The organism is Kocuria sp. HSID16901 (assembly GCF_003989425.1).
Classification (GTDB): domain Bacteria; phylum Actinomycetota; class Actinomycetes; order Actinomycetales; family Micrococcaceae; genus Rothia; species Rothia massiliensis.
Genome location: NZ_RBLM01000001.1, coordinates 28399 through 50154 on the forward strand (window position 1 = coordinate 28399; position 21756 = coordinate 50154).

Here is a 21756-nt window from a genome sequence, read left to right on the forward strand (position 1 = left end):
ATACATTCTCTGCGGTAGTTTGGGAGCCATGCGAGTCAAGATTCTGGATCACCCTTTGGTTACCCACAAGATCACCGTTTTGCGGGATCGTGAAACTACCTCACCACAGTTTCGCCAGTTGGTCGATGAGTTGGTGACCCTCTTGGCTTATGAGGCCACTCGAAAGATCCGCGTGGAGCCCAAGACCGTGCAGACGCCGGTGGCTCAAGCCGAGGGGTCCGTGATCGCCAAGCCGCGGCCGCTCGTCGTGCCCATTTTGCGTGCCGGACTCGGCATGCTCGAAGGCATGACTCGTCTGATTCCCACCGCAGAGGTGGGCTTTCTGGGCATGGCCCGGCATGAAAAGACCCTGGATATCGTGACCTATGCGGAACGGTTGCCCGACGATCTGACCGGACGTCAGGTGTATGTCCTGGACCCGATGCTGGCCACCGGCGGCACGCTGATCGAGGCCATTAAGTTCTTGCGGAACCGCGGAGCCGATCAGATCACGTGCCTGTGCATTTTGGGTGCGCCGGAAGGTCTTGCCGCACTCGAGCGAGGCGTGGAAGGCATGGAGAACGTGGACGTTTTTCTGGCCGCACGCGACGAGAAATTGGATGAGAACGCGTACATCGTGCCGGGCTTGGGCGATGCAGGCGATCGGCTGTACGGCGTCGTTGATTAGCCCCATCCGAGCATGGTGTGACAAATACCACTGACCATGAGTTGGCACGCCGACTCTTGGGAGCCCCTCTGGCGCACTTCGGTGCTGGCCAGAGGGGCTTTTGCGTGCTCTCTGTGGGCTTCGTGTGATTGCGCTATGCGAACAAACGGGTTGGTGCCGGCTGGGCCGGAATTCGTACTCGAGAGTTTTGTTCTGACAAACCCCGGTTTCCTGGGGAAGTCCTGGGTGTCTGAGGGACCCCAAAAATATGCGTTCAGAACATGTTGACATTGGGTGGTGAATGTGCTTGCAGAAATTTCCTCGCCTGGTGAATGCCGGCGGACTGGCCCGATTCTGGGGGAAAGTCGGGAATCTCTTCGATTCAGGCGGGGTGTCAATATGCAGGCAATCTCCGTATCTGTGCATATTTGAGACGATTGGTCTTATTATGTGGACGCTTCGCATGATTGTTACTTGCGGGAACCTGTGAATCGGGAGAGCATGGAACGGCGGGTCCGCGCCAACCGGAATGAACGCATGATCCTATGGCGGAGGTTCGGTCGTGGCTCGCACGGCCGTGTCACTCGCCGCGGCCGGGCCATCACCACGGTCGAAGCCGTGGTTCTAGTTTGTGGAGAAACGGGGATCTTATGCCAGGCGTACCCGGGTATGTGCACATCTCGCAGCGGAATCGAGCGAACGGGACCAATCCCGCGATGCGTCAGGCCGCCGTTACCGGCCGCGGTGCCGTGGGAGAACCTACGGATTATCGTTCGTTGCGCACTATGAGTCCCGCCGCCACGCCCCATCATGCCGAGAACGGAACCACCGTGCGACCGGTAACCACGGATAACGAAGCCCGTGGCTTTGTGCTGTACATCGGCCTCAGCGAAGAAGTCGCCGCCCAGAACGGCACGTCCTTGGTTCGGATGGTGCAGGATATTCGTTCTTACGCCCAGACCCTAGTTCCGCAGGCCGAGTCCTACGCCGCCGTGGCCATCGCTCCTGCCGGCGCAGAAGGGAGCGACCTCGACGTCGTTCGCGATGCTTTGGGGGATCCCACCGCTCCCAAGACCCAGGGCGAAGCCTCCCCATTGGGGCACATGCCCAGCTCCGAATCCAAGCCGAATCAACCGGCCGGCGTCTTGATCGACCTGTCACGCCGCGAGGTATTCCTCGATGGCGAGGTCTTGAACCTGACGTACAAGGAATTCGAGTTGTTGAACTACCTCGTCGAGAATTCCAGCCGGACCGCGGGGCGCGAAGAGCTCTTGGAGTCGTTGTGGCGCGACGCGGACGAAACCCCCAATGAGCGCACGATCGACGTCCACATTCGTCGGTTGCGTTCCAAATTGGGCCGGTTGTCCAACACGGTACGCACCGTGCGCGGCCAGGGCTACCGTTTTTACGAGCACCCCGAGGTCGTCGTCTGGGCGGCCCCAGAGTATTCCATCTAATGGTGGTCGGCGCGCCGTGAGCGTGCCCCGCACAGCCGGTCGGTCTACGAGTGAGGCCGGCCGGCTTGTTGCGTTAAAGCGGCATCGTGCTGACTCCACGTTTGTAGACTGAAGACCATGAGCCCCCTGATCGACCCACGTTCCCAGGCCAAGATTCTCATGATTATGAGGCATGCCGAGGCCGAGCCGCCCTGGGGGACCAGCGATTTTGACCGCCCCTTGACACGAGGCGGCCACGCGACCGCGCCGAAGGTGGGCCAGTGGATGGCCGAGCAATCCGTCGTGCCCGAGATGATTGCCTCGTCCTCTGCATTGCGAACGCGCCAAACGTGCACGTGGGTGTGCGACGCGCTGGGGGAGAAAGCGCCGACCGCGAGCCTGGAGAACCGGCTCTATAACCCTCCGACGCGCGACTTATTGTCGGTGATCGGCAGGACCCCTGAGACGGTTCAGTCCCTCCTAGTCATTTCGCATTTCCCCGCAGTCCAGGAGTCGGTGCTCCACTTGGCATCGCGCGAATCCGATTACGACGCTGTCATGGACGCCTCCTCCGGGTTTCCTCCCGCAGGACTCGCCGTGCTGACCCTGGATAAGCCGTGGGCCGCCCTGGATGGCGCCGACGCCGTCTTGCGCGCCTTCGTCACGAACCCATGACGCCTCCGAAAGGACCTGAAGACATGACTCAGCCCGACGAGGTCGCCGCAGAGTTGCGTTCGTGGCCGGAGAGGTGCCGACGCGTCGTCTTCGTCTGCCACCGCATTCCCGAACTTAGCGGAGGAGCCGTTTCCACCGAGACGCTGAGCCTGGCGCTCCAAGAAGCCGGGCTGGACGTGGAGCACGTGTCGGTCAAACCGGGAACGCGCACCCCCAAGATCCCCACCACGACCGTCTTTGAACGGGAAGATTTGCATTTCCGGCCGTTGGTGCGCGGGGAAGGCCACAGCATTCCGGCGCGGGCAGCCGGTGCCGCGCGATGGCCCTTGAAACGATGGGACCGACACCGCGTGGCACGTCGGGCCGCGGCGTATTTCGATGCTTTGGGCCCCGAGACCGTCGTCGTCGTGACGCACGCGGCGGCGTCGTTGGCGTTGGACGGCCTGGGGATATCGTTGCGGGGCCGACAATTTCCGGTCATCGGTCAGCATCACGCACAGTACGAGAGCCTGGACGTGGAGCCGAACCTCCGGGAGATGGTCGAGGGGCAATTCGGTGAGGGCCTCGATGCATTCACCGCGCTGTCCGCCGGCGACGCCGAGCTCTTCGCGCACATCATCGATGCCCCGAGCTGGGCTGTGGGAAACCCCATCCGTCCCACGGATCGCACCTCGGCACACGACCGCCCGGAGGCCGTCGCGCTCGGGAGATACGTGGACGAGAAGCTCTTCGACCTGATGATTCGCGTCTTCGCCCAGGTGACGGAGGCCCCGGATCTGGCCCACTGGAAGCTCCGGATTTACGGTGACGGCCCGGAGCGGACGGCGTTGGAACGGCAGATCCGCGAATCCAATGTTGGCCATCGCGTGGTTCTGGAGGGGCCCACCGAGGACGTCGAGGCGGCTTACGAAACCGCCAGGGTCAACCTCGTGACGTGCCGGGACGAAGGATTCGGGATGACCATCATCGAGGCTGGTCGGGCCGGTGTTCCTACGGTGGCCTTCGACTGCTCACCTGGCGTGCGTGGATTGCTGCCGGAAGGGGCCGGCGTTCTGGTGAGTCCGATGACGGAAGACCGCTTCGCCCAGGCCCTCGCGGATTCTCTGCGCCGCCCCGAACAACTCCGGGAGATGGGCCATCAGGCGCAGTCGGTGGCTAGCCAATTCTTCCCGGAAAACCTCGTGCGCCAGTGGGGAGAAATCGTCACGGGCGCGTACGAAGCGATGGATCGACGTCGCAGGCCGTGAGAAAGTCGCGATCGAAGCGTTCCGCCGAAAAGAACCTCGCCGCCCGGTAGGTTTCGACGGCGGAATGGAACCGTTGACCACCGTCGATGACGTCGCGTGTGATGGCCTTGAGTTCTTCGGTGCTCTGCCACGCAAGCGCCGGGTCGAGGCGAGAAACAATTTCATGGGGACCGGCCGACCCATAAACGAGCGGTACGAGCCCGTGAGCCATCGCCTCGACCACCGCAATCCCAAAATGCTCTTGGGTTTCCGGGTGCCGCACAGGGTCCCCGTCCACGCCTTGCGCGTGCCAGTACACGGAGGCGCCGTTCAACGTGCACTCGAGTTCTTTGCGTGAAGCATTCGGGCGAAACTCCACTGGGGAGTCAGCGGCACAGTCGATGAGGGAGCGGAAGAAGTCCTGGCTTGCGTCGTCGTCCCCGAGCGCGCCCACGAGGACGAGCCGCCACCCGGCGTGGTGCAGATCCGGCATCTCTCGGAAGGCGCGAATCATGGTCGCTTGACTCTTGTGCGGAATACCGGGGGAGCCGGGCTGAAAACGTCCCAGGGTCACGATGGTTTTGTCGCGGGGTTCCTGGCTCAGGGTCTCCGGAATCTCACACGGCGGGTATACCACGCGGGCGTCGCGCCCCCACCGTGCGGCGATATTCCGTTGCGTAAATTCGGAATTGGCCAGGACGACGTCGTACGTGTCCATCACAGTGGACTGCCCGGGGTGGAGGGCAAGTCGCCGCCCCACATTCACCGACCGCAAGTACGCGGATCGCACCCGCTGGTTCGAGGCCGCACGAAGATGGTGCGGAAAATGGGTGTAGTAGACGTTGTGGGCCCCGACGCCGGGGATATTGCTCTTGAAGGCCGCGTTGACGAACAGCCCGAGGCGGAAAGAGCGGAGAAAACGTGTGCGCCGGTGGTCGAGGAGGGCCTGACGAATCGCCACCGGCAATGAAGCCCACCGCGCTGATTCGTCGGGCAGAGTAACGAACTGGATCCTGGCCAGGGTCGTCCCGAAATGGCGTTCGAGGCGCTCGCGGTCGACGTCGCCCGGAGAAAAGACGATGACCCTGTGACCTCCACCGTCGAGCGCCTGGGCGGCGCGGAGGACGGTCGCCTCGGCACCTCCTCCCGAGCTCAGGAGGGGTGAATAGATTCCGGCTACGCGTGACGTCACGTGTTCCTACCTCCGGAGTCAGGTCCAGGCCTAGTGGCACGGGTTCAGTGCAAGGGGACCGGGCGTCGGTGGAGGATCTGAGGGGACGCCGCCGTCCTGTTCCCCGATTTTAGAGGATTCTTTCGGCGGCAGTGCTTCCGCCTCGTGGGGGCCCCGAGAGGACCGCCGGGCAGGTGGGAATGAAAAACCCCCTAGGGCCTCGGACATCCGAAAACCTAGGGGGTCACATTGGCGGAGACGGGGGGATTTGAACCCCCGGTCGAGTTTAACCCCGACCCTTCATTAGCAGTGAAGTCCATTCGGCCGCTCTGGCACGTCTCCTCGCTGATATTCGCGCGTCCGAAACACGGACCGGCGCATAACAGCCTTATTAGCTTAGCGATAATCGGCGTCCCGGGTCAAAAGGCCCTCCGCGAGTCGGGGCAGTACTCTGGTAATCATGGGAAGAACACATCGAATCGTGGTGATTGGCGCGGGTCCCCGTGGTCTCTCGATCGTGGAGAGGATCGCGGCGCACGCAGCATCTCACCCCCACAAGATCCTCGACATCCACCTGGTGGACCCGTTCCCTCCCGGTGCCGGGCACGTTTGGCGGACCGATCAGTCCCGACTGTTCTTGATGAATACGCCGTCGTTCTTTCCCACGGTGATTCCTTCGGACGCCACGGTGAAGACGGCGGGGAGTTCTTATCCCGAGCCCATCCCCGAGATCAGCGGCCTGACCTTTGAGGCATGGCGACGCGGCGTCGCGGACGACCCGTCCTTCCCGTACATCGGGCTCTCCGATGAAGATCTGGCCGAAGTGCGGGAACTCACCAGAACTGGGTTCCCCTCCCGCAAGTTGTACGGAACCTACCTGACGGATGTCTTCGCCCGGCTGCGTTCCGGGCTGCCGCGCAATGTTCGGTTGACCACCTATGCCCAGGAGGCCGTCCGGGTCACCACCGCCGACTCGGAATCCAGCAGGCCCTATCAGGTGGAGCTCGGCGACGGCGTCCTCTTGGCCGCGCATTCCGTGGTGCTGGCCTTGGGACACACCGACGCCCGCCTCCGGGACGACCAGCGCGATCTCATGGAATTCGCCGAAAGTCGCGGACTGCATTATTGGCCTCCGGCCGTTCCCGCCGATGTCCGCTGGGAAGGCTTGCCTGCCGGCCGGAACATCTTGGTGCGCGGCATGGGACTAAATTTCCACGATGTCTTGGCCCAACTCACGGAGGGCCGCGGCGGAACCTTTGAGCCCGACTCTGAGAATTCGGAACGGCTCATCTATCGACCCAGCGGTCGTGAGCCGAAGGTGTGGGTCGGCTCTCGACGCGGGACCCCTTACCGTGCCAAAGCCCTCCTCGAAACCTATTACCCGAAATCCACCGAGAACCGATTCTTCACGCGCGCCTACGTCGATCGAACCCAGGAGAGGGCCCGGGCTGAGGGTCGCCTCGTGGACTTTGAGGTCGATTATTGGCCGCTGATCCGTCGCGACGCCCAGTGGAATTACTACAAGACTCTCGTCCGCGTGAGTCCAGACGACATTTCGGGGGACCCTGCCGAATTCTTGGATCGCGTGGACGAGATACTGTCCGACGTCGATCACGTCACCTGGTGGAACCAGATGGACCGGCTCGTTTCGGAACGCATTCCCCGCAACCGGATTCTGACGCCGGAGCGGTTGACTCGCCCCTTTGAAGGAGAGAGCTTCGAGAGCCACGAAGAGTACGCGGCCGCGCTGGTTCACTTCCTGGATCGTGACGTGTCCGCTTCGATTCGTGGGGAAGACAGCCCGTTGAAGATGGCCATCGGTTCCTTGAATCAAGCGCGCGCCGTCGTGAAGTATGCCGTGCGAGACCGGGGAATTTCGGATGAATCCTGGGTGCGCGGCTTGGAAAGGAGGTTTGGGAGCCTCGTGGACGGGCTCGCCTCCGGACCGCCGGCGCTGCGCATTCAGCAGATGGCGGCTCTCGCCAGGGCCGGAGTGCTGCGGTTCCTCGGGCCGGACCCCGTCTTCCGCGCCGACGACGGGGAAGGGTGCTTCATCGCCTCGTCCCCGTGGGTGCGCGACGAACCGGTGCATTCAGACTGGCTGGTGGAGGCGCTTGCCCCCGCCAACGACGTCCGCGTCAGCACGTCACCGTTGATTGGGCGGCTCTTCGAGGATGGACTGGCCCGTCCGCACCAGATGCACTTCTCGGATGCTCCCGCTCCGGTGCCTTCCAAGGGGCTTGAGGTGACGCCGCCGCCCTATCGGCTCGTGTCAGCATCCGGTGAGGAAGCCGCGGGAATCTACGTGCTAGGCCTGCAGCTTTCCTCCGTGCAGTGGGGCACCGCGATTGCCGCCGAGGCCGACGCGACGCTGGAATTCGGTTCCGGCACCGTGGCGGATTCCAACGACATCGTGGCATCAATACTCGAGTGACGGCGACCGGAATCATATCGATTCTCGAAGCGTTGCGTGAATGTGCAGTCCGTACCAAGTTTGAAGGGAACAACGCATGACTACTCTGGATCAGGTCGAATCTACCCACTTTGACACGGTCGTCATTGGGTTTGGGAAGGCGGGCAAGACCTTGGCGATGGGCCTGGCGAATGCGGGCCGTAGCGTCGCGCTCATCGAGGAATCCCCGGCCATGTACGGAGGCACCTGCATCAACATTGGTTGCGTCCCCACGAAAACTTTGCTGCACGACGCTGACCTTCACTCCGCGGTGGCCCCAGGATCCGCGACCGGCCCAGACGACTACTCCTCGGCCATGGAGCGGAAGAAAGCGCTCCGGAAGAAGATGAATGCCGCAAACCTCGCCATGGTCGAGAAGCCTGGGGCCGTGGTCATCGACGGCCGCGCGGAATTCGTGGGCGAACGTCGTATCAAGGTCACTGCGGGAACCGACGAACTGGAGGTCACCGGCGAGAACGTCATCATCAATACGGGAGCCACGCCTCGAGTCCCCACCATCGATGGCCTGCCGGAGAACCCGGTGGAGGATCCTCGCGTGCTGTTCAGCACCGAATTGATCGACCGCGACGCGCTTCCACGCCGGATGGCCGTGCTGGGCGCCGGTTTCATTGGCCTGGAACTGGCGAATATGTACGCGAAGTTCGGCTCAGAGGTCACGGTTCTCAACGGTAAGGACCGCCTGGTTCCGCACGAAGATTCAGAAGCCTCCGAAGCCATCGAAGAGGTCTTGACGCAAAATGGCGTGCGGTTCCTGTTCGGCACGTCGCTGACGTCGGTTGATGCCCCGCAGTCCACGGAGGCGCCGCTCACGCTCAACCTGGACGTCGACGGCGAAGCACAGGCTCTCGAGGTCGATGCGTTGCTGATCTCCATCGGTCGAGTGCCGCGGACGGAGGGCTTGGGCCTGGAAGCCGCGGGCGTGGAGACGGGTCCGCGCGGCGTCGTCGTCGACGACTTCCTGCGCACCAGCGCGAAAAACGTGTGGGCGGTGGGCGACGTCAACGGCGGACCGCAATTCACCTTTGTGTCCTACGACGACCACCGCATCGTCAAGGATCAGCTGCTGGCCGGCAAGGGGGAAACTGGCCGTTCACTGGCGAATCGCGGGCCGGTTCCCAACTGCACGTTCTTGACGCCGCCGTTTGCCCGGGTTGGCCTCTCCGAAAAGGACGCCCGTCAAAAGGCTGAAGCAGAAGGGTGGGATGTCGCCGTCGCGCGGGCCAAGGTCGCGGATATCGCCGTGATGCCCCGCCCGAAGGCCGTCGCCGAGGCGCGTGGATTCCTGCAGGTGGTCGTGGACCGGAAGACCGAACAGATCCTGGGTGCCACGTTGTTCTGCATCGATGCCCAGGAAGTGATCAACACGGTGACCCTCGCCATGAAGCACCAGTTGCCCTACACCGCATTGCGCGACGCGATCTACACCCACCCGTCGACGACCGAAGGGTTCAACGGTCTGCTCCAGCAGATCTAACTTGCCGACGACGTCGGCGCCCCGCCCCGCGAACCGAGCGGGCAAACGGGGTCTTTGGTGGGAAACCGGCTATTGGGTGGCGGTTCCCGGCTGCTTAGTTGCGGGAAGTGGCTATCTGGTGGGGGTTTCCCATCGGGGGTTGCTGGTCGTCCTCGGTCTGGTTGGCGGGAAGCGGCTCTCAGGGGGCGGTTTCCCGGGTTATGTGACGTTGGCCCGCGCCGGTCGTTGACGGGGAGCGGCTCTTTAGTGGGGCTTGCCCGGCTACCGTGGCGTTTACCCGCGTTTGGTGGGTGGCTGGGCGTCGTCGTTCGGGGGTGGTTTCCCCGCTTTGGTGGCGCCTACCGCTATTAGGTGGTGCTTTAACCGTCACCTAATAGCGGTGGGCACCTCCGAATTGGGTAACCGCCGCCGAAGCGGGTAAGCGCCACCGCGGGGCGAGGCAACCGCCACTGGATGGGGCCACTACCGCCGATACGGGCTAACGCCACCAAAACGGATAACCGCCGCCCCCCCACCCCGAATCTGGCCGCCCCGGAACACAAAAAAAGACCCCCGGAACCCTGAAACATCAGGGACCCGGGGGCCTCAACGTTGGCGGAAGCTATGGGATTTGAACCCATGGTACGGGGTTACCGCACACCGGTTTTCAAGACCGGCTCCTTCGGCCGCTCGGACAAGCTTCCTCGACAGAGGGGACATCCCTAGACTGGGGATGCTCCCTGAGCACGATTGTAGATCTTACCGCTCGGTCCTATGCCTTGTCTAAGGCGTAGACCTCACGATGAAAGGTGACGCATGAAGGCATTCGTTGAAAGCGAGCACGGCGGGCCCGAGGTCCTGACGGCTTCGGAGGTGTCGACCCCTGAATTGGGGCCGCAGGATGTGTTGATCGACGTCGTCGCCGCCGGGCTGAACCGGGCCGACGCCATGCAGCGTCAGGGGAAGTACCCCGTTCCGGAAGGGGCATCCACTATTTATGGCCTGGAAGTCTCGGGGACGATCCGCACGCTGGGTGAGGAAGCCGCTCGCACATCGTTCCTCAAGGAGGGGCAGAAGGTCGTGGCTCTCTTGGCTGGGGGCGGATATGCCGAGCAAGTCGTCGTGGACCAGGCGCAGGTGCTCCCCGCGCCGGCCAATATCGAATTGGAGGAGGCCGCGGCTTTGCCCGAGGTCGCGGCGACCGTGTGGTCGAACCTCTTCGGCCCCGGCGGACTCAACCCGGATGGGCCTCAAAAGCGCGACGGCGAACAGTCGGTACTCATTCACGGCGGGACCGGCGGCATCGGCGCACACGCCGTTCAACTGTGCCGGGCCCTCGGTTATCACGTGTTCACCACCGTGGGCAGTGCGGAAAAGGTCGAGTGGGTCGAGAACCTTCTCGCCCGGCAAGACGAGGCCAACGCGGCCAAGAACGCCCCGCGCACGCTGGGCCGGGCCGTGGTCATTAACTATCGCGAGCAGGACTTTGCCGAAGTCATCCAGGAAAAGACCAACGGCGAGGGAGTTCGGGCGATTCTCGACGTCGTCGGCGGCGAATACCTTGAAAGCAACGTGGCCTCGCTCAGCCTCAATGGGTTGCTGACCGTGATCGCGGTGCAGGGCGGACGCCACGGAAACATGGATTTGGCCGCCCTCATGAGCAAGCGGGCGACGGTTCGCGGGACCACTCTTCGGGCCCGCACCTCGGAGAAAAAGGGCGAGATCTTGCGGCTGATGGCGGGTACGGTCTGGCGACTGATCACCGACGGGCTGATCAATCCGGCCGTGGAAAAGCGCTTTGCTTTCGACGACGTTCCTGCCGCCCACGAATACTTCGATTCACCCGAGCAACGCGGCAAGACCGTGGTGGTGATGAGCTGAAATAGTTCAATTAGTGTCCCTCCTCATATGTCATGATGATTTGAATCGCATTTTCACTCACATCACCGAGGCATTGGAGGCTCACGATGAGCAGCACACCTGCCAACGCGGCCGGCTCCCCGACCAGACCCAAGGTCGAGGAGCCGGCAAATCACGTTGACCCCGACGTTCTGGAGAAAGAACATTCCACGTGGACGTGGAAAAAGGTCCTGGTCTGGATCCTGATTGCGCTCGTGGGCGGATTCAGCTGGGTCATGGTCGCGCTCGTGCGCGGGGAAACCGTCAACGGCATCTGGTTCGTCTTCGCGGCGGTGTGCAGCTATTTCATCGCCTACCGCTTCTATTCGAAGTACATCGAGCGCAAACTCCTGAAGCCCGACGACCGACGGGCCACCCCCGCCGAGTACAACGAAGACGGCAAGGACTACATGCCCACAGACCGTCGGGTCTTGTATGGGCACCACTTCGCCGCGATCGCTGGGGCGGGTCCCTTGGTGGGGCCGGTGCTCGCCGCTCAAATGGGGTACCTGCCCGGAACCATCTGGATTATTGCCGGCGTGATTCTCGCCGGGGCAGTCCAGGATTACCTGGTGCTGTTCTTCTCGATGCGTCGCGGGGGACGCTCACTGGGGCAGATGGCCCGCGAGGAACTCGGCGTCGTCGGCGGTTATGCGGCCATCATCGCGACGCTCGCCATCATGATCATCATTACCGCGATCCTCGCGCTGGTGGTCGTCAACGCGCTCGGTGAGTCGCCGTGGGGCGTGTTCTCCGTCGGTATGACGATTCCGATCGCCCTCTTCATGGGTGTCTACCTGCGGTATATCCGGCCCGGTAAGGTCATGGAGATTTCGCTCATCGGTTTCGTCTTGCTGATGGCCGCGATCATCGTCGGCGGTTGGGTCGGCCAATCCGAGTTGGGTGCGCAGCTGTTCACCCTGGACCGCGTGACGCTGGCATGGTTCGTCATCATCTACGGTTTCATCGCCGCGGTCCTGCCCGTCTGGCTCTTGCTGGCCCCTCGGGACTACCTCTCGACCTTCATGAAGGTCGGCACCATCATCCTCTTGGCCGTCGGAATCATCGTGGTTCGCCCGGAGATCTCCGTCCCGGCCTTCAGCGAATTCGCCTCCCGCTCGGACGGACCGGTGTTCTCCGGGTCTCTCTTCCCGTTCCTGTTTGTCACGATTGCTTGCGGCGCCCTCTCCGGATTCCACGCGCTGATCGCCTCCGGAACCACCCCCAAGATGGTCGAGAAGGAACGTCAGGCGCGGTTCATCGGCTACGGCGGCATGTGCATGGAATCTTTCGTGGCCATCATGGCGTTGGTTGCCGCCATCACCGTGGACCGCGGCATCTACTTCGCCATGAATTCCGGTCCCGGATCCACCGGCGGAACCGTCGAGGGTGCCGCGGCTTTCGTGAACTCCCTCGGCCTAACGGGCGTGGACGTCTCGCCGGATCAGCTCAGTGCGACGGCGCAGGGCGTGGGCGAAACCACCATCGTTTCGCGAACCGGCGGCGCACCCACTTTGGCCGTGGGTATGGCGGGGATCATGCACTCCATGATTCCCTCACTGAATCTCATGAGCTTCTGGTACCACTTCGCGATCATGTTCGAGGCGCTCTTCATCCTGACCGCCGTCGACGCCGGAACTCGCGTGTCACGGTTCATGCTCTCGGATACCTTGGGTAACTTCATGCCGAAGTTCCGCGATCCTCGCTGGCGGCCCGGTGCGTGGCTGACCACCGCGGTGATGGTGCTCGGCTGGGGGTCGATCCTCATCCTCGGCGTGACGGATCCCCTCGGCGGAATCAATACCTTCTACCCGTTGTTCGGCATCGCCAACCAATTGCTCGCGGCGGTAGGCCTGGCGGTTTGCCTCGCGATTGCGGCCCGGAAGGGGCGCTTCAAGTATCTGTGGATCATAGTGCTCCCGCTGGCCTTTGACGTCGTCGTGACCGTGGTGGGTTCGTGGCAGAAGATCTTCTCCAGCAATCCGAAGGTGGGCTATTGGGCGAATTACTCCGCGGCCAAGGACGCTTTGGACTCGGGCGCCGAGAAATTCGGCACCGCCAAATCGACGGCCGAAATCGAAGCCGTGGTCCGGAATACCTTCGTTCAGGGGTCGCTGTCCATCTTGTTTGTGGTGTTGACCCTGATCGTGGTCGTGACGGCGGTGATCGTGACCGTTCGCGCGTTCTCGGGCCATCGCGGCCAGGACCACGAAGATCCGTTCGTCGAGTCGCACATCTACGCGCCCTCGGGGCTCATCCCCTCAAAGGCCGAACGTGCCTTGGAAAAAGAGTGGGCGGCGTATTCGGCGGGCCAGTCTGAAACACCCGAAGCCATTCCGGCGGGGCGAGCATCATGACGGATTTCAAGGAACAGCGAAACCCGAAGCTCAGGGTGATCGAACGCTTGAGGTCGTCGGCCGTCGCGCGGTTTGCCTCGGGTGTTTTAGGGGCCGACAAGTACGAACGGTACCTGGATTATCACCGGCGCTCTGGGTGCATCGAACCGCCCCTGAGCGAGAGGCAGTATTGGCGTTCGCTGACCGACCATCAGGAATCTCATCCCGGCGCACGGTGTTGCTAGACGACGCCAGCACAGGCCAGTGACCGGACGGAAATAGGGCGTGTGCACCGCGAGAACTCGCGGGCACACGCCCTATTTGTTGTGCGTCGGGAACGGTCTAGATCGCCGAGAAGGTGCTCAGGTAACGGCGGATACGCTCGTTATCTGACGCGAAGAATTCGGCGGGGGCGCCGTCGTAACCGATATGCCCGTCGTCGAGGAATATCACTCGGTCGGCGACCTTCTGCGCGAAGGCGATATTGTGCGTGACTACTATCAGCGAGCGGTTCTCGTGCGCCAGGTCCACCAGGACCTTGATGACCTCCGCCTCGAGTTCGGGATCCAACGCCGAGGTGGGCTCATCGAAGAGCAGATAATCCGGGGCCAGGGCCAAGACGCGGGCGATGGCCACGCGCTGCTGCTGGCCGCCCGAGAGGTTGTCCGGGTACTCGGACAATCTCTCGCCCAATCCCACCTTGTCCAATAACTGACGCGCGCGTTCGTCGGCCTCTGACGCCGAGAGTTTGCCGTTGAGCACCGGCGGGAGGGCCACGTTTTTCAGCACAGTGTGGTTGGGGAACAGGTTGTACCCCTGAAAAACCATCGCCGAATGACGGCGTATGGAGCGGATCTGTGCGTCACTGATGCGTCCGCCGAAGGTCACGGCGTCGTCGTTGATGCGCAGGGAACCGGATTCGGGGACCTCGAGCAGATCCATGATGCGTAGGAGAGTCGACTTACCGGAGCCCGAAGGGCCCAGAATCACGGTGGTTTCGCCGTCGCGAATGCGCAGGTCGACGTCGTCCAGCACGGTGTTTTCCCCGTAGCTCTTGGACACGGTGTTTAGCTCAAGCATTGGTGCTCCTGACGTAGCGCGAGGATGCCTTTTCGACGCGGCTCTGGATGAAGGAGAGGATCGTGAAGATCACCAAGTAGATGACCGCAACTTCCATGTACAGCGCGAGCGGCTGGAAATTCGTGGCGGCGATCTGACGGCCTACCTGGAACACATCGGACAACGTGATGACCATGACGAGGGAGGTGCCCTTGACGAGGTCGATTAGGTCGTTACCCAACGGCGGGAGCGCAATGCGCATGGCCTGCGGGGCGATCACGTGTCGAAGGGTCTGCCAGCTCGTGAAATTCAGGGTCTTGGCTGCCTCCAACTGCCCGCGCGGAATGGACTGCACGGAGGCGCGGAGCGTTTCCGCAGCGTAGGCACCCGTATTGAGGGTGAACGCGATAATCGCCGAGGTCCACGCCGAGAGCGTGATGCCGATGGCCGGGAGCCCGTAGAAGATGATGAACAGCTGCACCAGGATGGGCGTTCCGCGGAAGAGCCACACGTAGAAGCGGGAGATCCACTGCAAGACGACGACGCGGCCCATGCGCATCGACGTCGCCAAGACCGCGACGATCAACGCAAGGATGAACGCGATGATGCTCAGGGGGATGGTGACTTTGATGGTCGCCATCAATAGCTGGGGCAGAGACTGTGCCCAGAGATTCAGAATGTCATTCATGGGTGCGCCTAGCTCACGAGGTAGTAGTCGGGGGAGTGAGGTCCGTTTTGACGTACCTCTCGTAGATCTTCTTCAGATCGCCGTTGTCCAGGTGGGTTTTCAAGGATCGATCGATGGCGGATTTCAGCTCCTTTTGGCCCTTTCCCATCAGCACGGCGGCCTCCGAGGGGTCGCCGAGGTTGCCGTCGAGCAATCGGAGATTGTGGTCGGGACGTTGTTCGAAGAACGCCTGGAAGGTCACGAAGTCGTTGCCGGTCATATCCACGCGGCCAAAAGAAACCAACATCGCGGCCTCGTCGAAGCCGGTCACGGGCACCAGATTGGCGCCCGCAGCCGCCATCTCCTGGCCGAAATTCGAGGTCTCGGTCTGGGCCGCCGAATGTCCGGCGATCTCATCGGTGGACTTGAGGGGCGAATCCTTCGCGACTCCCACCTTTCCCTGGCTTTCGGCATAAGGAATCGAGAAATCGAATTGTGCCTTGCGCTCGTCGGTGGCCGAGAGATTGTTGATGATGAGGTCGTACCGTCCGGCATTGACACCCGCGATCAACGAGTCCCACTGGGTTTCTACGTACTGTGCCTTGACCCCTAAATCATGAGCGATCAGGTCACCGATTTCCTTCTCGAAACCGACGAGCTGGCCGGAGGCGTCGTGGTAACCGTACGGCCGGAATGTGCCTTCCATGCCGATGCGCACGGTTCCATTGCGTTGAATCGTCGCGAGGTCGGTCCCGGAGGTTCCGGAGCTCGAGGAGGATTCCCCGGAAGAGCACGCCGCCAACACTGAACTGAGTGCGCCGAGCCCTGCCATGCCGAGCACCCGCCGTCTGGTGGGTGGGGTCATCGTGGTTCTCCTCTGGCTGTTATGCGGCATCGAGGGCCTGGCGAAGGTCAGCGATGAGATCCTCGGCGTCTTCAATGCCCACCGCGACGCGGATGAGGTTCTCGGCAATGCCGGATCGGGCGAGGTCTTCATCGGCGTAGGCGCCCTGGGTCATGCTCGCCGGCAAGCAGAGCAGGGACTCGATGCCGCCAAGGCTGACGGCGAATCCGAAGACCGAGAGGCGGCCCAAGAACGCCCGAACGTCCTTGCCTTCCGCGAGCTCCATGGAAAATACCGCGCCGGGCCCGTCCGCCTGACGTCGTTGAATCTCGGCCTCGGCATCGTTGTAGGAACCAGGTGTGTGAATTGCGGCGACGGCCGGGTGCTGCTCGAGGAAGTCGATGATCTTGCGAGCGTTCTCTTGCTGACGGTCCATACGCAGCGCCAGCGTCTTGACGTTCTGGAGCAATCGGTAGGAGTCGATGGGGGAGAGGATACCGCCGGAAATGAGCTGGGCCTTGAAGAGTTCCTCGGCCAGGGCATCGTCGTTGGTGGATGCGACGCCGCCCAGAAGGTCTCCGTGACCGGCCAGGTATTTGGTCGCGGACTGCACGGTGATGTCCGCTCCGAGGTCCAGCGGACGCTGCAGGTACGGGGTGAGGAAGGTGTTGTCCACGATCACGATGGCGCCGTTGCGGTGAGCCAGTTCGGCGATGCGCTGGATGTCCGAAACGCGCAAGGTCGGATTGGCGGGGGTCTCCAGGAAGACGGCCTTGACCGAGTCGTCAAAGTCCTCGTCGGTCAGCGAATTGGGGTCCTGCAGGAAACGGTGTTCGACGCCGCGCTTGGGCAACTCGATGGTCGCGAAGCGGTAGTTGCCGCCGTAGACGGGAAGGTTCATCAGAACGGTGTCGCCCGAACGCAGGGTTCCCAGGGCTGCTGCGGTGGCGGCCATGCCGGTCGCGTACAGGAAAGAGTGCTGGGCGTTTTCCAACGAGGCCAACGTGGCCTGTGCGGCGTCGCGCGTCGGGTTGCCGCCTCGCTGATATTCATATTCGCCTTCCCCGCCTTCGGTGGGCTGAAGGAAGGTCGAGGCCGTGTAGATCGGGGGCGTGACGGCCCCCTTATCGATCTCTTCGATCGCATGAATCGTGCGAGTGGTAAAACCTGCCATGGTGGGTATCCCTTCGAGGTGTGGAGATGAGAAGTCTGACAGTTCAAAGGCCGTTCGGCGTCGGAAAATTCCTCCGGAACCTCTTGTATGACGTCAGGTTGCGACGAGCTGAAGATCCGCCGTGTGACGGAGCTCGCGCCTTACCTCTACACAGTGAGCATCGCACATGACCACATCATGTGTGCCGAGAATTAAAGTGACAGGGTGTCAATAAGACGAAATACCTGTATTCTGGTGAGGTATACCTAACCTGGACGGTCGGAAGGAGGGGCAGCTCGTGGGACTCAAAGACTTCGTGCAAGGACGTCGAGACAGTGCGGACATGGGTCAGGGAGTTTGGCGCCGCGCCCACGACAGGTTCCGCCGCGGCCTGGACCGTTTTCACCAAATCTTGGAGCGCTTTAACGACGACGAAGTCCTCGATGTCCTCGTGCCCTCGGCCAACCGTCTCGCAGATCTCCTTCCCGAAGTGCGCGCTATAGCCACGAGTGCTCAGCGAAGCGCCCCGAGCGAAACCATGGATATTCCGGCGTCGCCCGAGGGCTACTATTCGGACCTCCACCGGGAGCTGTCCAAGGCCGGGAATGCCTTGGCTCAATGCGCCGAGGCCCTGGCGATGATGCGATGCGACGGTGCGAGAGCGAAGGGGGCGGCCGCAGCGGAATCGGTCGAGCGTCGCGTCGTGATGGTCGAGGAGCGCGTGGCCGAAGCCGCTCGAATCCTCCGTGCCGCGCAGTCTGGGGCTCACAATTCGGACGGTCACACGGCTGCTTAACGCGGCAATTCCCGGTTCCCTGACGAACGCCTTCTATCCTTGGAGGGCGACGTATTTCGAACCGAGAAGGAACCACCATGCTTCGGAAGCGATCATTCTTGGGCGCCCTTTTACTGTGTGTAGCCCTCTTTGTCCTGTCGGCTTGTGGCGGGGAGAAGACCGCCGTGCCGGATCGGCCCAGCCATGGCAATATCTCCGACGCCGCCGATATCTTGTCTTCGGACGAAGAGAAGAAGCTCAACGAGCTGATCGACCGGCGCAATAACGACGGCGACGGCGCGCGAGTGGCCATCGTGACCGTCGACGGCGTGGACGGCGACTGGGAAGACTGGACGAAAGATACGGCCAGCCACTGGGGTGTCGGTGACCACGGCAAGGACAACGGCGCACTCATCGCCGTGGACATGAAGGATCGTCACACGCGCATTGAAGTCGCCGACGGCCTCAAGAAGACCTTCACGGATGACGACGCGCAAACGGTGCTCGATGACATTCTCGATCCCGGCCTCAAGGACGACCATCCGAGCCAGGCGCTGACGGACACCACCACCGCGATTTACGACGACGCCAACGGTGTCCACGCGGTGGGCTCGGATCGCGGGTTTTGGGCGCGAAACTACGGGTGGTTCATCGCGGGTGGCCTCGTGTTGATGGCAGCCGTAGTGGTGCTGTGGGCGATCCGTCGGGAGCGGAAGATCAGGAAAGGCGCCGACCGTGAAATCGCCGAGTACGAGCGATCCCATCCCGGCGAAAAGGTGACGAAGGAGCAGCGTCGGGCCTTTCGGAAGTACCGTTCCTACCATCGGCACCAACCGGCCGACTTTGAGGAACGGGAACGTCGCAAGGAGAAAGCCCGTCGGGAGGGCCGCGAGCTCGACCCAGAGGATGATCCCGAGGTGACGACCCAGTACGCGCCGAGCTTCGCTGCATGGTTGCCGCTCTATGTGAGTAGCCCCGGGATGTATAGCGGAGCGGGTTCGTCGCCCGGTTCGGACTCTTCGACGTCCGGCTCATCTTTTGGCGGTGGCGGCGGCTTCTCCGGCGGCGGCGCGAGCGGAAGCTTCTAAGCGTCGCCTGGATCCGAGGGGTTCTGGGCCGCGGCGATGACTTTCATCATGGAGGCATGTAGGGCCCTGACCTCGGCCTCGTCCATTCCCAACCGTTTCATCATGGTGCCGGGAACCTTCTCGGCCTCCTTGCGGAGTTCTTTGCCTTTCTCCGTGAGGGAGATTTTGACGGTCCGAGCGTCGTCGGGGCTGCGTTTGCGGAAAATGTAGCCGTGACCTTCGAGGCGTTTCAGCAGCGGGGAGAGGGTTCCCGAGTCGATGCTGAGATGTCTTCCGAGTTCCTTGATGGAGAGCGTGGAGTGTTCCCACAAGGCAAGCATGACCAAATACTGCGGGTGCGTGAGGTTCATCGGTTCGAGCACGGGACGGTAGGCCGCGATCACGCTCCGCGAGGCCAAGGTGAGGGCGAAGCACACCTGGCTTTCTAAAGCTAAGGGGTCTTCTTCCGGGAGATCTTGCCCGTGCATCGTGTGTCCCCTCATCCTTTGGAGTCGTGCTGCGGACCCATCGTAGGCCCGTCGTGGCCCAAAACTGGGCTGGAGCTTAAGAATACGTTGTGTACAATGCTTTGTGCACAATCATTTTGTGCACAAAGCATTGAAAGGTTGCCATGAGCCGCGAAGACAGAAAAGATTCCTTCTCCTGGGGATTCCGAATTCAGAATCGATTGGTCAGGACCATGCTCATCTTCGTGGGTCCCGCCCAGGGGAGCGCGCAGTCCGATCCGCGGCAACGGTTGAAGCGGGAATACGAACGTCGCAAAGCCCTCCACGAACAGCGTTCGGCGGACGGAACCCAAGGATAATTCAGCCCCTAAATCAGCTTGCTTTCTCGCGCTTTGGCGATGGCCGAGGTGCGGTTTTCGACGCCGAGCTTTCCATAGATGTGCACCAAGTGCGTCTTGACGGTGGCCTCCGAGATGAAGAGCTGCTTGGCAAGCTCCCGGTTGCTTTTCCCGGTGGCCAGCAGCCGAAGGATCTCGGTCTCACGCTCGGAGAGCGAACGGGCCGGATCGTGCATCGTGGCCATGAGGGCGGCGCTGACCTCGGGAGCGAGCGTCGTCTTGCCCGCGGCGGTGTTCACCACGGCTTCCCTCAGGGTTTCTTCCGGGGCGTCTTTGAGCAGGTAGCCCAGGGCCCCGGCGCGCACCGCGGCCACGATATCCGCCTGGGTGTCGTAGGTCGTGAGGATTAGCACGGGAGGCCCGGAGCGCTCCTTGAACTTCGACGTCGCGGTGATGCCATCCATGGTCGGCATCTGAATGTCCATGACGACCAGGTCCACGGCGTCCTCCGTGCCGCGGAGCCGCTCTTCTTCTCGCAACGCTGTCTCGCCGTCGCCAGCCTCGGCGACGACGGCGACCTCCTCGAAGCCGTTCAACAGGGCGCGAAGCCCCGCACGAACCACGGGATGATCGTCCACGAGAAGGACCTTGACGGTTGAGCTCATGCTTCTCCTGTCGTTGGGGTCGGCGCATGTGCCGAGGTCAGGGGGATGCGGACTCCGAGGACGGTGCCGTCGCCGGGTGATGAATCGATGCTGAGACTTCCGCCCAACGTTTCCAGGCGGCGTCGTAAACCGTGGATTCCGTAGCCGCGGGAGGACTCGTTCGGAGCCACGCGTTCGGGGTTGAATCCGCGGCCGTCGTCGAAAACGTCCAGGGTCACCTCGGCGTCCCACACCGCGAGGGTCACGACGGCGATGCTTGCGTGGGCGTGTTCGAGCACATTGGCCAAGCTGCCTTGGGCCGCTCGGACTAACGCCGAACTGACGGGTTCTGGCAGGGAATCGGTATCGCCGCCCTCGATTCTCAGATCACACCGCAGCGCCTTTCCAGAGGCAGCGGCGCGTTCCTCGGTGCGTTGACAAATGGTGCCCAGCGCCGCGACCACCGATTCATTGAGTTCTGGGGAGGAGAGGTCGCGAACGAACCGGCGTGCCTCTTCGAGACTTTCGGCGGCCGTCTGGCCGATGGCGTCCAGACGGGCGGCGGCTTCTTCGGTGCGCTGCGCGGCAAGCGATGTGGACGTGGCTCGGGACATCAGCACGATGGAGGAAAGCCCTTGGGCTACCGTGTCGTGAATTTCCCGCGCGAGCCGCTCCCGCTCCTCGAGCCGGCCGGCCTGGTGCTCCTTGTCGGCCAATTCGGCCTGAGCCAGACGAAGGGCCTCAGCAACGTGCCGATGGTGCAACGCTTCGTCGTGAAGGGCCCGGTACGCCGTGAAGATGATGATCGCCAGAACCGCGCCGAGGAACGGTCCCAGAAGACTGCCGACGTTGATGCGGTCGGCCGCGCCGGCCCGGATGAGCTGAGCGATCGGCACAAGGGATGCGAGCAACCACAACACGACGACGGCGGCGACGCCCTGCCACGGCTTGAGTAAGTGCAAGAACAGGAACATGAGCGGGAATGCGACCCACACGAAGTTTCCCGAAATCAGCAATAGGGCGAGCCATAGAAGGGCCACGCACGCGAGCCACCAGGGGGCGAAGCGGCGCGGGGTGTCTTGCGGTTGGCGTCGGCCCGCCCTCAACGCCCGGGCGTACCGGTTTTCCCAGACGGTCCCCACCAGGTAGACGGCGCCCAGCAGCATTGAGGCGGCGACGGCGCAGGTGACCGGGGCGGCGTCGGGCGTGTCCGAGGACCCCCAGATGTACCGTGCCAGGCCGAAGATCAGCAAGAAAGCGAACATGACGTGCAAGGCGACACGGAGGAACTGCAGGACGCGGTTCTGCCCAGTGCGGGGCCTCTCGGATGACGAAGTGCTCACGTCAGTACTGTAGCCGTGCGTCGTGCTGGGGGCATCAACCGAACGGTTGATCGCAGGTTCACCCTTCCTCTCGATGTGCGCGCG

The 21756-nt window shown here is 62.6% G+C and carries 20 protein-coding genes and 2 tRNA genes; 12 read left to right on the plus strand and 10 right to left on the minus strand.

The features are described from left to right. Positions 1 to 28: 28 nt before the first annotated feature. The 4 genes from upp (at position 29) to D8M21_RS00145 (ending at position 4004) form a co-directional block, all read left to right on the plus strand. Complete coding sequence (upp, locus tag D8M21_RS00130; protein ID WP_048684138.1) at positions 29 to 667, plus strand: uracil phosphoribosyltransferase; 639 nt, start codon at positions 29 to 31, stop codon at positions 665 to 667. 629 nt (positions 668 to 1296) lie between these two features. Next, positions 1297 to 2103, plus strand: a complete 807-nt coding sequence (locus D8M21_RS00135; protein WP_048683942.1) for a winged helix-turn-helix domain-containing protein — start codon at positions 1297 to 1299, stop codon at positions 2101 to 2103. 117 nt (positions 2104 to 2220) lie between these two features. Then, entirely contained in the window at positions 2221 to 2757 is a 537-nt protein-coding gene (locus tag D8M21_RS00140) for a SixA phosphatase family protein (RefSeq protein ID WP_048683939.1), read from the plus strand. 23 nt (positions 2758 to 2780) lie between these two features. Then, positions 2781 to 4004 (plus strand): glycosyltransferase, encoded by a 1224-nt coding sequence (locus tag D8M21_RS00145; protein ID WP_161970362.1) that lies wholly within the window; start codon positions 2781 to 2783, stop codon positions 4002 to 4004. Here the strand turns inward: D8M21_RS00145 and D8M21_RS00150 are convergent. Beyond that, complete coding sequence (locus D8M21_RS00150) at positions 3961 to 5175, minus strand: glycosyltransferase (RefSeq protein WP_048683934.1); 1215 nt, start codon at positions 5173 to 5175, stop codon at positions 3961 to 3963. The two genes, D8M21_RS00145 and D8M21_RS00150, sit on opposite strands and share 44 nt — an antisense overlap. Positions 5176 to 5404: 229 nt before the next feature. Next, positions 5405 to 5496: transfer RNA gene (locus D8M21_RS00155), tRNA-Ser, on the minus strand. Positions 5497 to 5614: 118 nt separating this feature from the next. Here D8M21_RS00155 and D8M21_RS00160 point away from each other — a divergent pair. Both D8M21_RS00160 and D8M21_RS00165 read left to right on the plus strand, forming a co-directional pair. Then, complete coding sequence (locus D8M21_RS00160; protein ID WP_048683930.1) at positions 5615 to 7588, plus strand: FAD/NAD(P)-binding protein; 1974 nt, start codon at positions 5615 to 5617, stop codon at positions 7586 to 7588. A 76-nt stretch (positions 7589 to 7664) separates the two neighbouring features. Then, positions 7665 to 9101: an FAD-dependent oxidoreductase gene (locus D8M21_RS00165; RefSeq protein ID WP_048683927.1), complete on the plus strand. Its 1437-nt coding sequence runs from the start codon at positions 7665 to 7667 to the stop codon at positions 9099 to 9101. 592 nt (positions 9102 to 9693) lie between these two features. On the opposite strand, the gene D8M21_RS00170 is transcribed toward D8M21_RS00165, so the two are convergent. Next, a tRNA-Ser gene (locus D8M21_RS00170) sits at positions 9694 to 9784 on the minus strand. A gap of 112 nt (positions 9785 to 9896) precedes the next feature. Between D8M21_RS00170 and D8M21_RS00175 the strand changes: the two genes are divergently transcribed. The 3 genes from D8M21_RS00175 to D8M21_RS00185 all read left to right on the plus strand — a co-directional run bounded on the left by D8M21_RS00175 (position 9897) and on the right by D8M21_RS00185 (position 13560). Continuing rightward, positions 9897 to 10961: an NAD(P)H-quinone oxidoreductase gene (locus tag D8M21_RS00175; protein ID WP_048683925.1), complete on the plus strand. Its 1065-nt coding sequence runs from the start codon at positions 9897 to 9899 to the stop codon at positions 10959 to 10961. A gap of 86 nt (positions 10962 to 11047) precedes the next feature. Next, positions 11048 to 13336 (plus strand): carbon starvation CstA family protein, encoded by a 2289-nt coding sequence (locus tag D8M21_RS00180; protein WP_048683923.1) that lies wholly within the window; start codon positions 11048 to 11050, stop codon positions 13334 to 13336. Next, the gene (locus tag D8M21_RS00185; protein ID WP_126855556.1) at positions 13333 to 13560 is read left to right on the plus strand and encodes a CstA-like transporter-associated (seleno)protein; all 228 of its coding nucleotides are present in this window, start codon (positions 13333 to 13335) and stop codon (positions 13558 to 13560) included. The genes D8M21_RS00180 and D8M21_RS00185 overlap by 4 nt, the downstream gene beginning before the upstream one ends. A 97-nt stretch (positions 13561 to 13657) precedes the next feature. Here D8M21_RS00185 and D8M21_RS00190 read toward each other — a convergent pair whose 3' ends face one another. The 4 genes from D8M21_RS00190 to D8M21_RS00205 are packed head-to-tail and all read right to left on the minus strand — an operon-like array spanning position 13658 to position 17059. Beyond that, complete coding sequence (locus tag D8M21_RS00190) at positions 13658 to 14395, minus strand: amino acid ABC transporter ATP-binding protein (protein WP_048683921.1); 738 nt, start codon at positions 14393 to 14395, stop codon at positions 13658 to 13660. Then, entirely contained in the window at positions 14388 to 15062 is a 675-nt protein-coding gene (locus tag D8M21_RS00195; protein ID WP_048683917.1) for an amino acid ABC transporter permease, read from the minus strand. Before D8M21_RS00195 ends, D8M21_RS00190 begins: the two co-directional genes overlap by 8 nt. A gap of 13 nt (positions 15063 to 15075) precedes the next feature. Beyond that, the gene (locus tag D8M21_RS00200) at positions 15076 to 15906 is read right to left on the minus strand and encodes a transporter substrate-binding domain-containing protein (protein ID WP_048683915.1); all 831 of its coding nucleotides are present in this window, start codon (positions 15904 to 15906) and stop codon (positions 15076 to 15078) included. Between the two features lie 19 nt (positions 15907 to 15925). Next, entirely contained in the window at positions 15926 to 17059 is a 1134-nt protein-coding gene (locus D8M21_RS00205) for a trans-sulfuration enzyme family protein (protein WP_048683913.1), read from the minus strand. Positions 17060 to 17336: 277 nt separating this feature from the next. On the opposite strand from D8M21_RS00205, the gene D8M21_RS00210 reads away from it, so the two are divergent. Next, entirely contained in the window at positions 17337 to 17834 is a 498-nt protein-coding gene (locus tag D8M21_RS00210) for a hypothetical protein (RefSeq protein ID WP_048683906.1), read from the plus strand. Positions 17835 to 17911: 77 nt separating this feature from the next. Beyond that, entirely contained in the window at positions 17912 to 18901 is a 990-nt protein-coding gene (locus D8M21_RS00215) for a TPM domain-containing protein (protein ID WP_048683904.1), read from the plus strand. Here the strand turns inward: D8M21_RS00215 and D8M21_RS00220 are convergent. After that, positions 18898 to 19383, minus strand: a complete 486-nt coding sequence (locus D8M21_RS00220; protein WP_238650866.1) for a MarR family winged helix-turn-helix transcriptional regulator — start codon at positions 19381 to 19383, stop codon at positions 18898 to 18900. The two genes, D8M21_RS00215 and D8M21_RS00220, sit on opposite strands and share 4 nt — an antisense overlap. A gap of 128 nt (positions 19384 to 19511) precedes the next feature. Between D8M21_RS00220 and D8M21_RS00225 the strand changes: the two genes are divergently transcribed. Continuing rightward, complete coding sequence (locus D8M21_RS00225; RefSeq protein ID WP_048683898.1) at positions 19512 to 19706, plus strand: hypothetical protein; 195 nt, start codon at positions 19512 to 19514, stop codon at positions 19704 to 19706. A gap of 8 nt (positions 19707 to 19714) precedes the next feature. On the opposite strand, the gene D8M21_RS00230 is transcribed toward D8M21_RS00225, so the two are convergent. Together D8M21_RS00230 and D8M21_RS00235 are read right to left on the minus strand one after the other, a co-directional pair. Then, positions 19715 to 20350 carry a response regulator gene (locus tag D8M21_RS00230; RefSeq protein WP_048683895.1) on the minus strand — a complete coding sequence of 212 codons (636 nt, stop codon included), beginning with the start codon at positions 20348 to 20350 and terminating at the stop codon, positions 19715 to 19717. Beyond that, positions 20347 to 21672 carry a sensor histidine kinase gene (locus D8M21_RS00235; protein ID WP_048684131.1) on the minus strand — a complete coding sequence of 442 codons (1326 nt, stop codon included), beginning with the start codon at positions 21670 to 21672 and terminating at the stop codon, positions 20347 to 20349. The genes D8M21_RS00230 and D8M21_RS00235 overlap by 4 nt, the downstream gene beginning before the upstream one ends. Between the last annotated feature and the right edge of the window lie 84 nt (positions 21673 to 21756).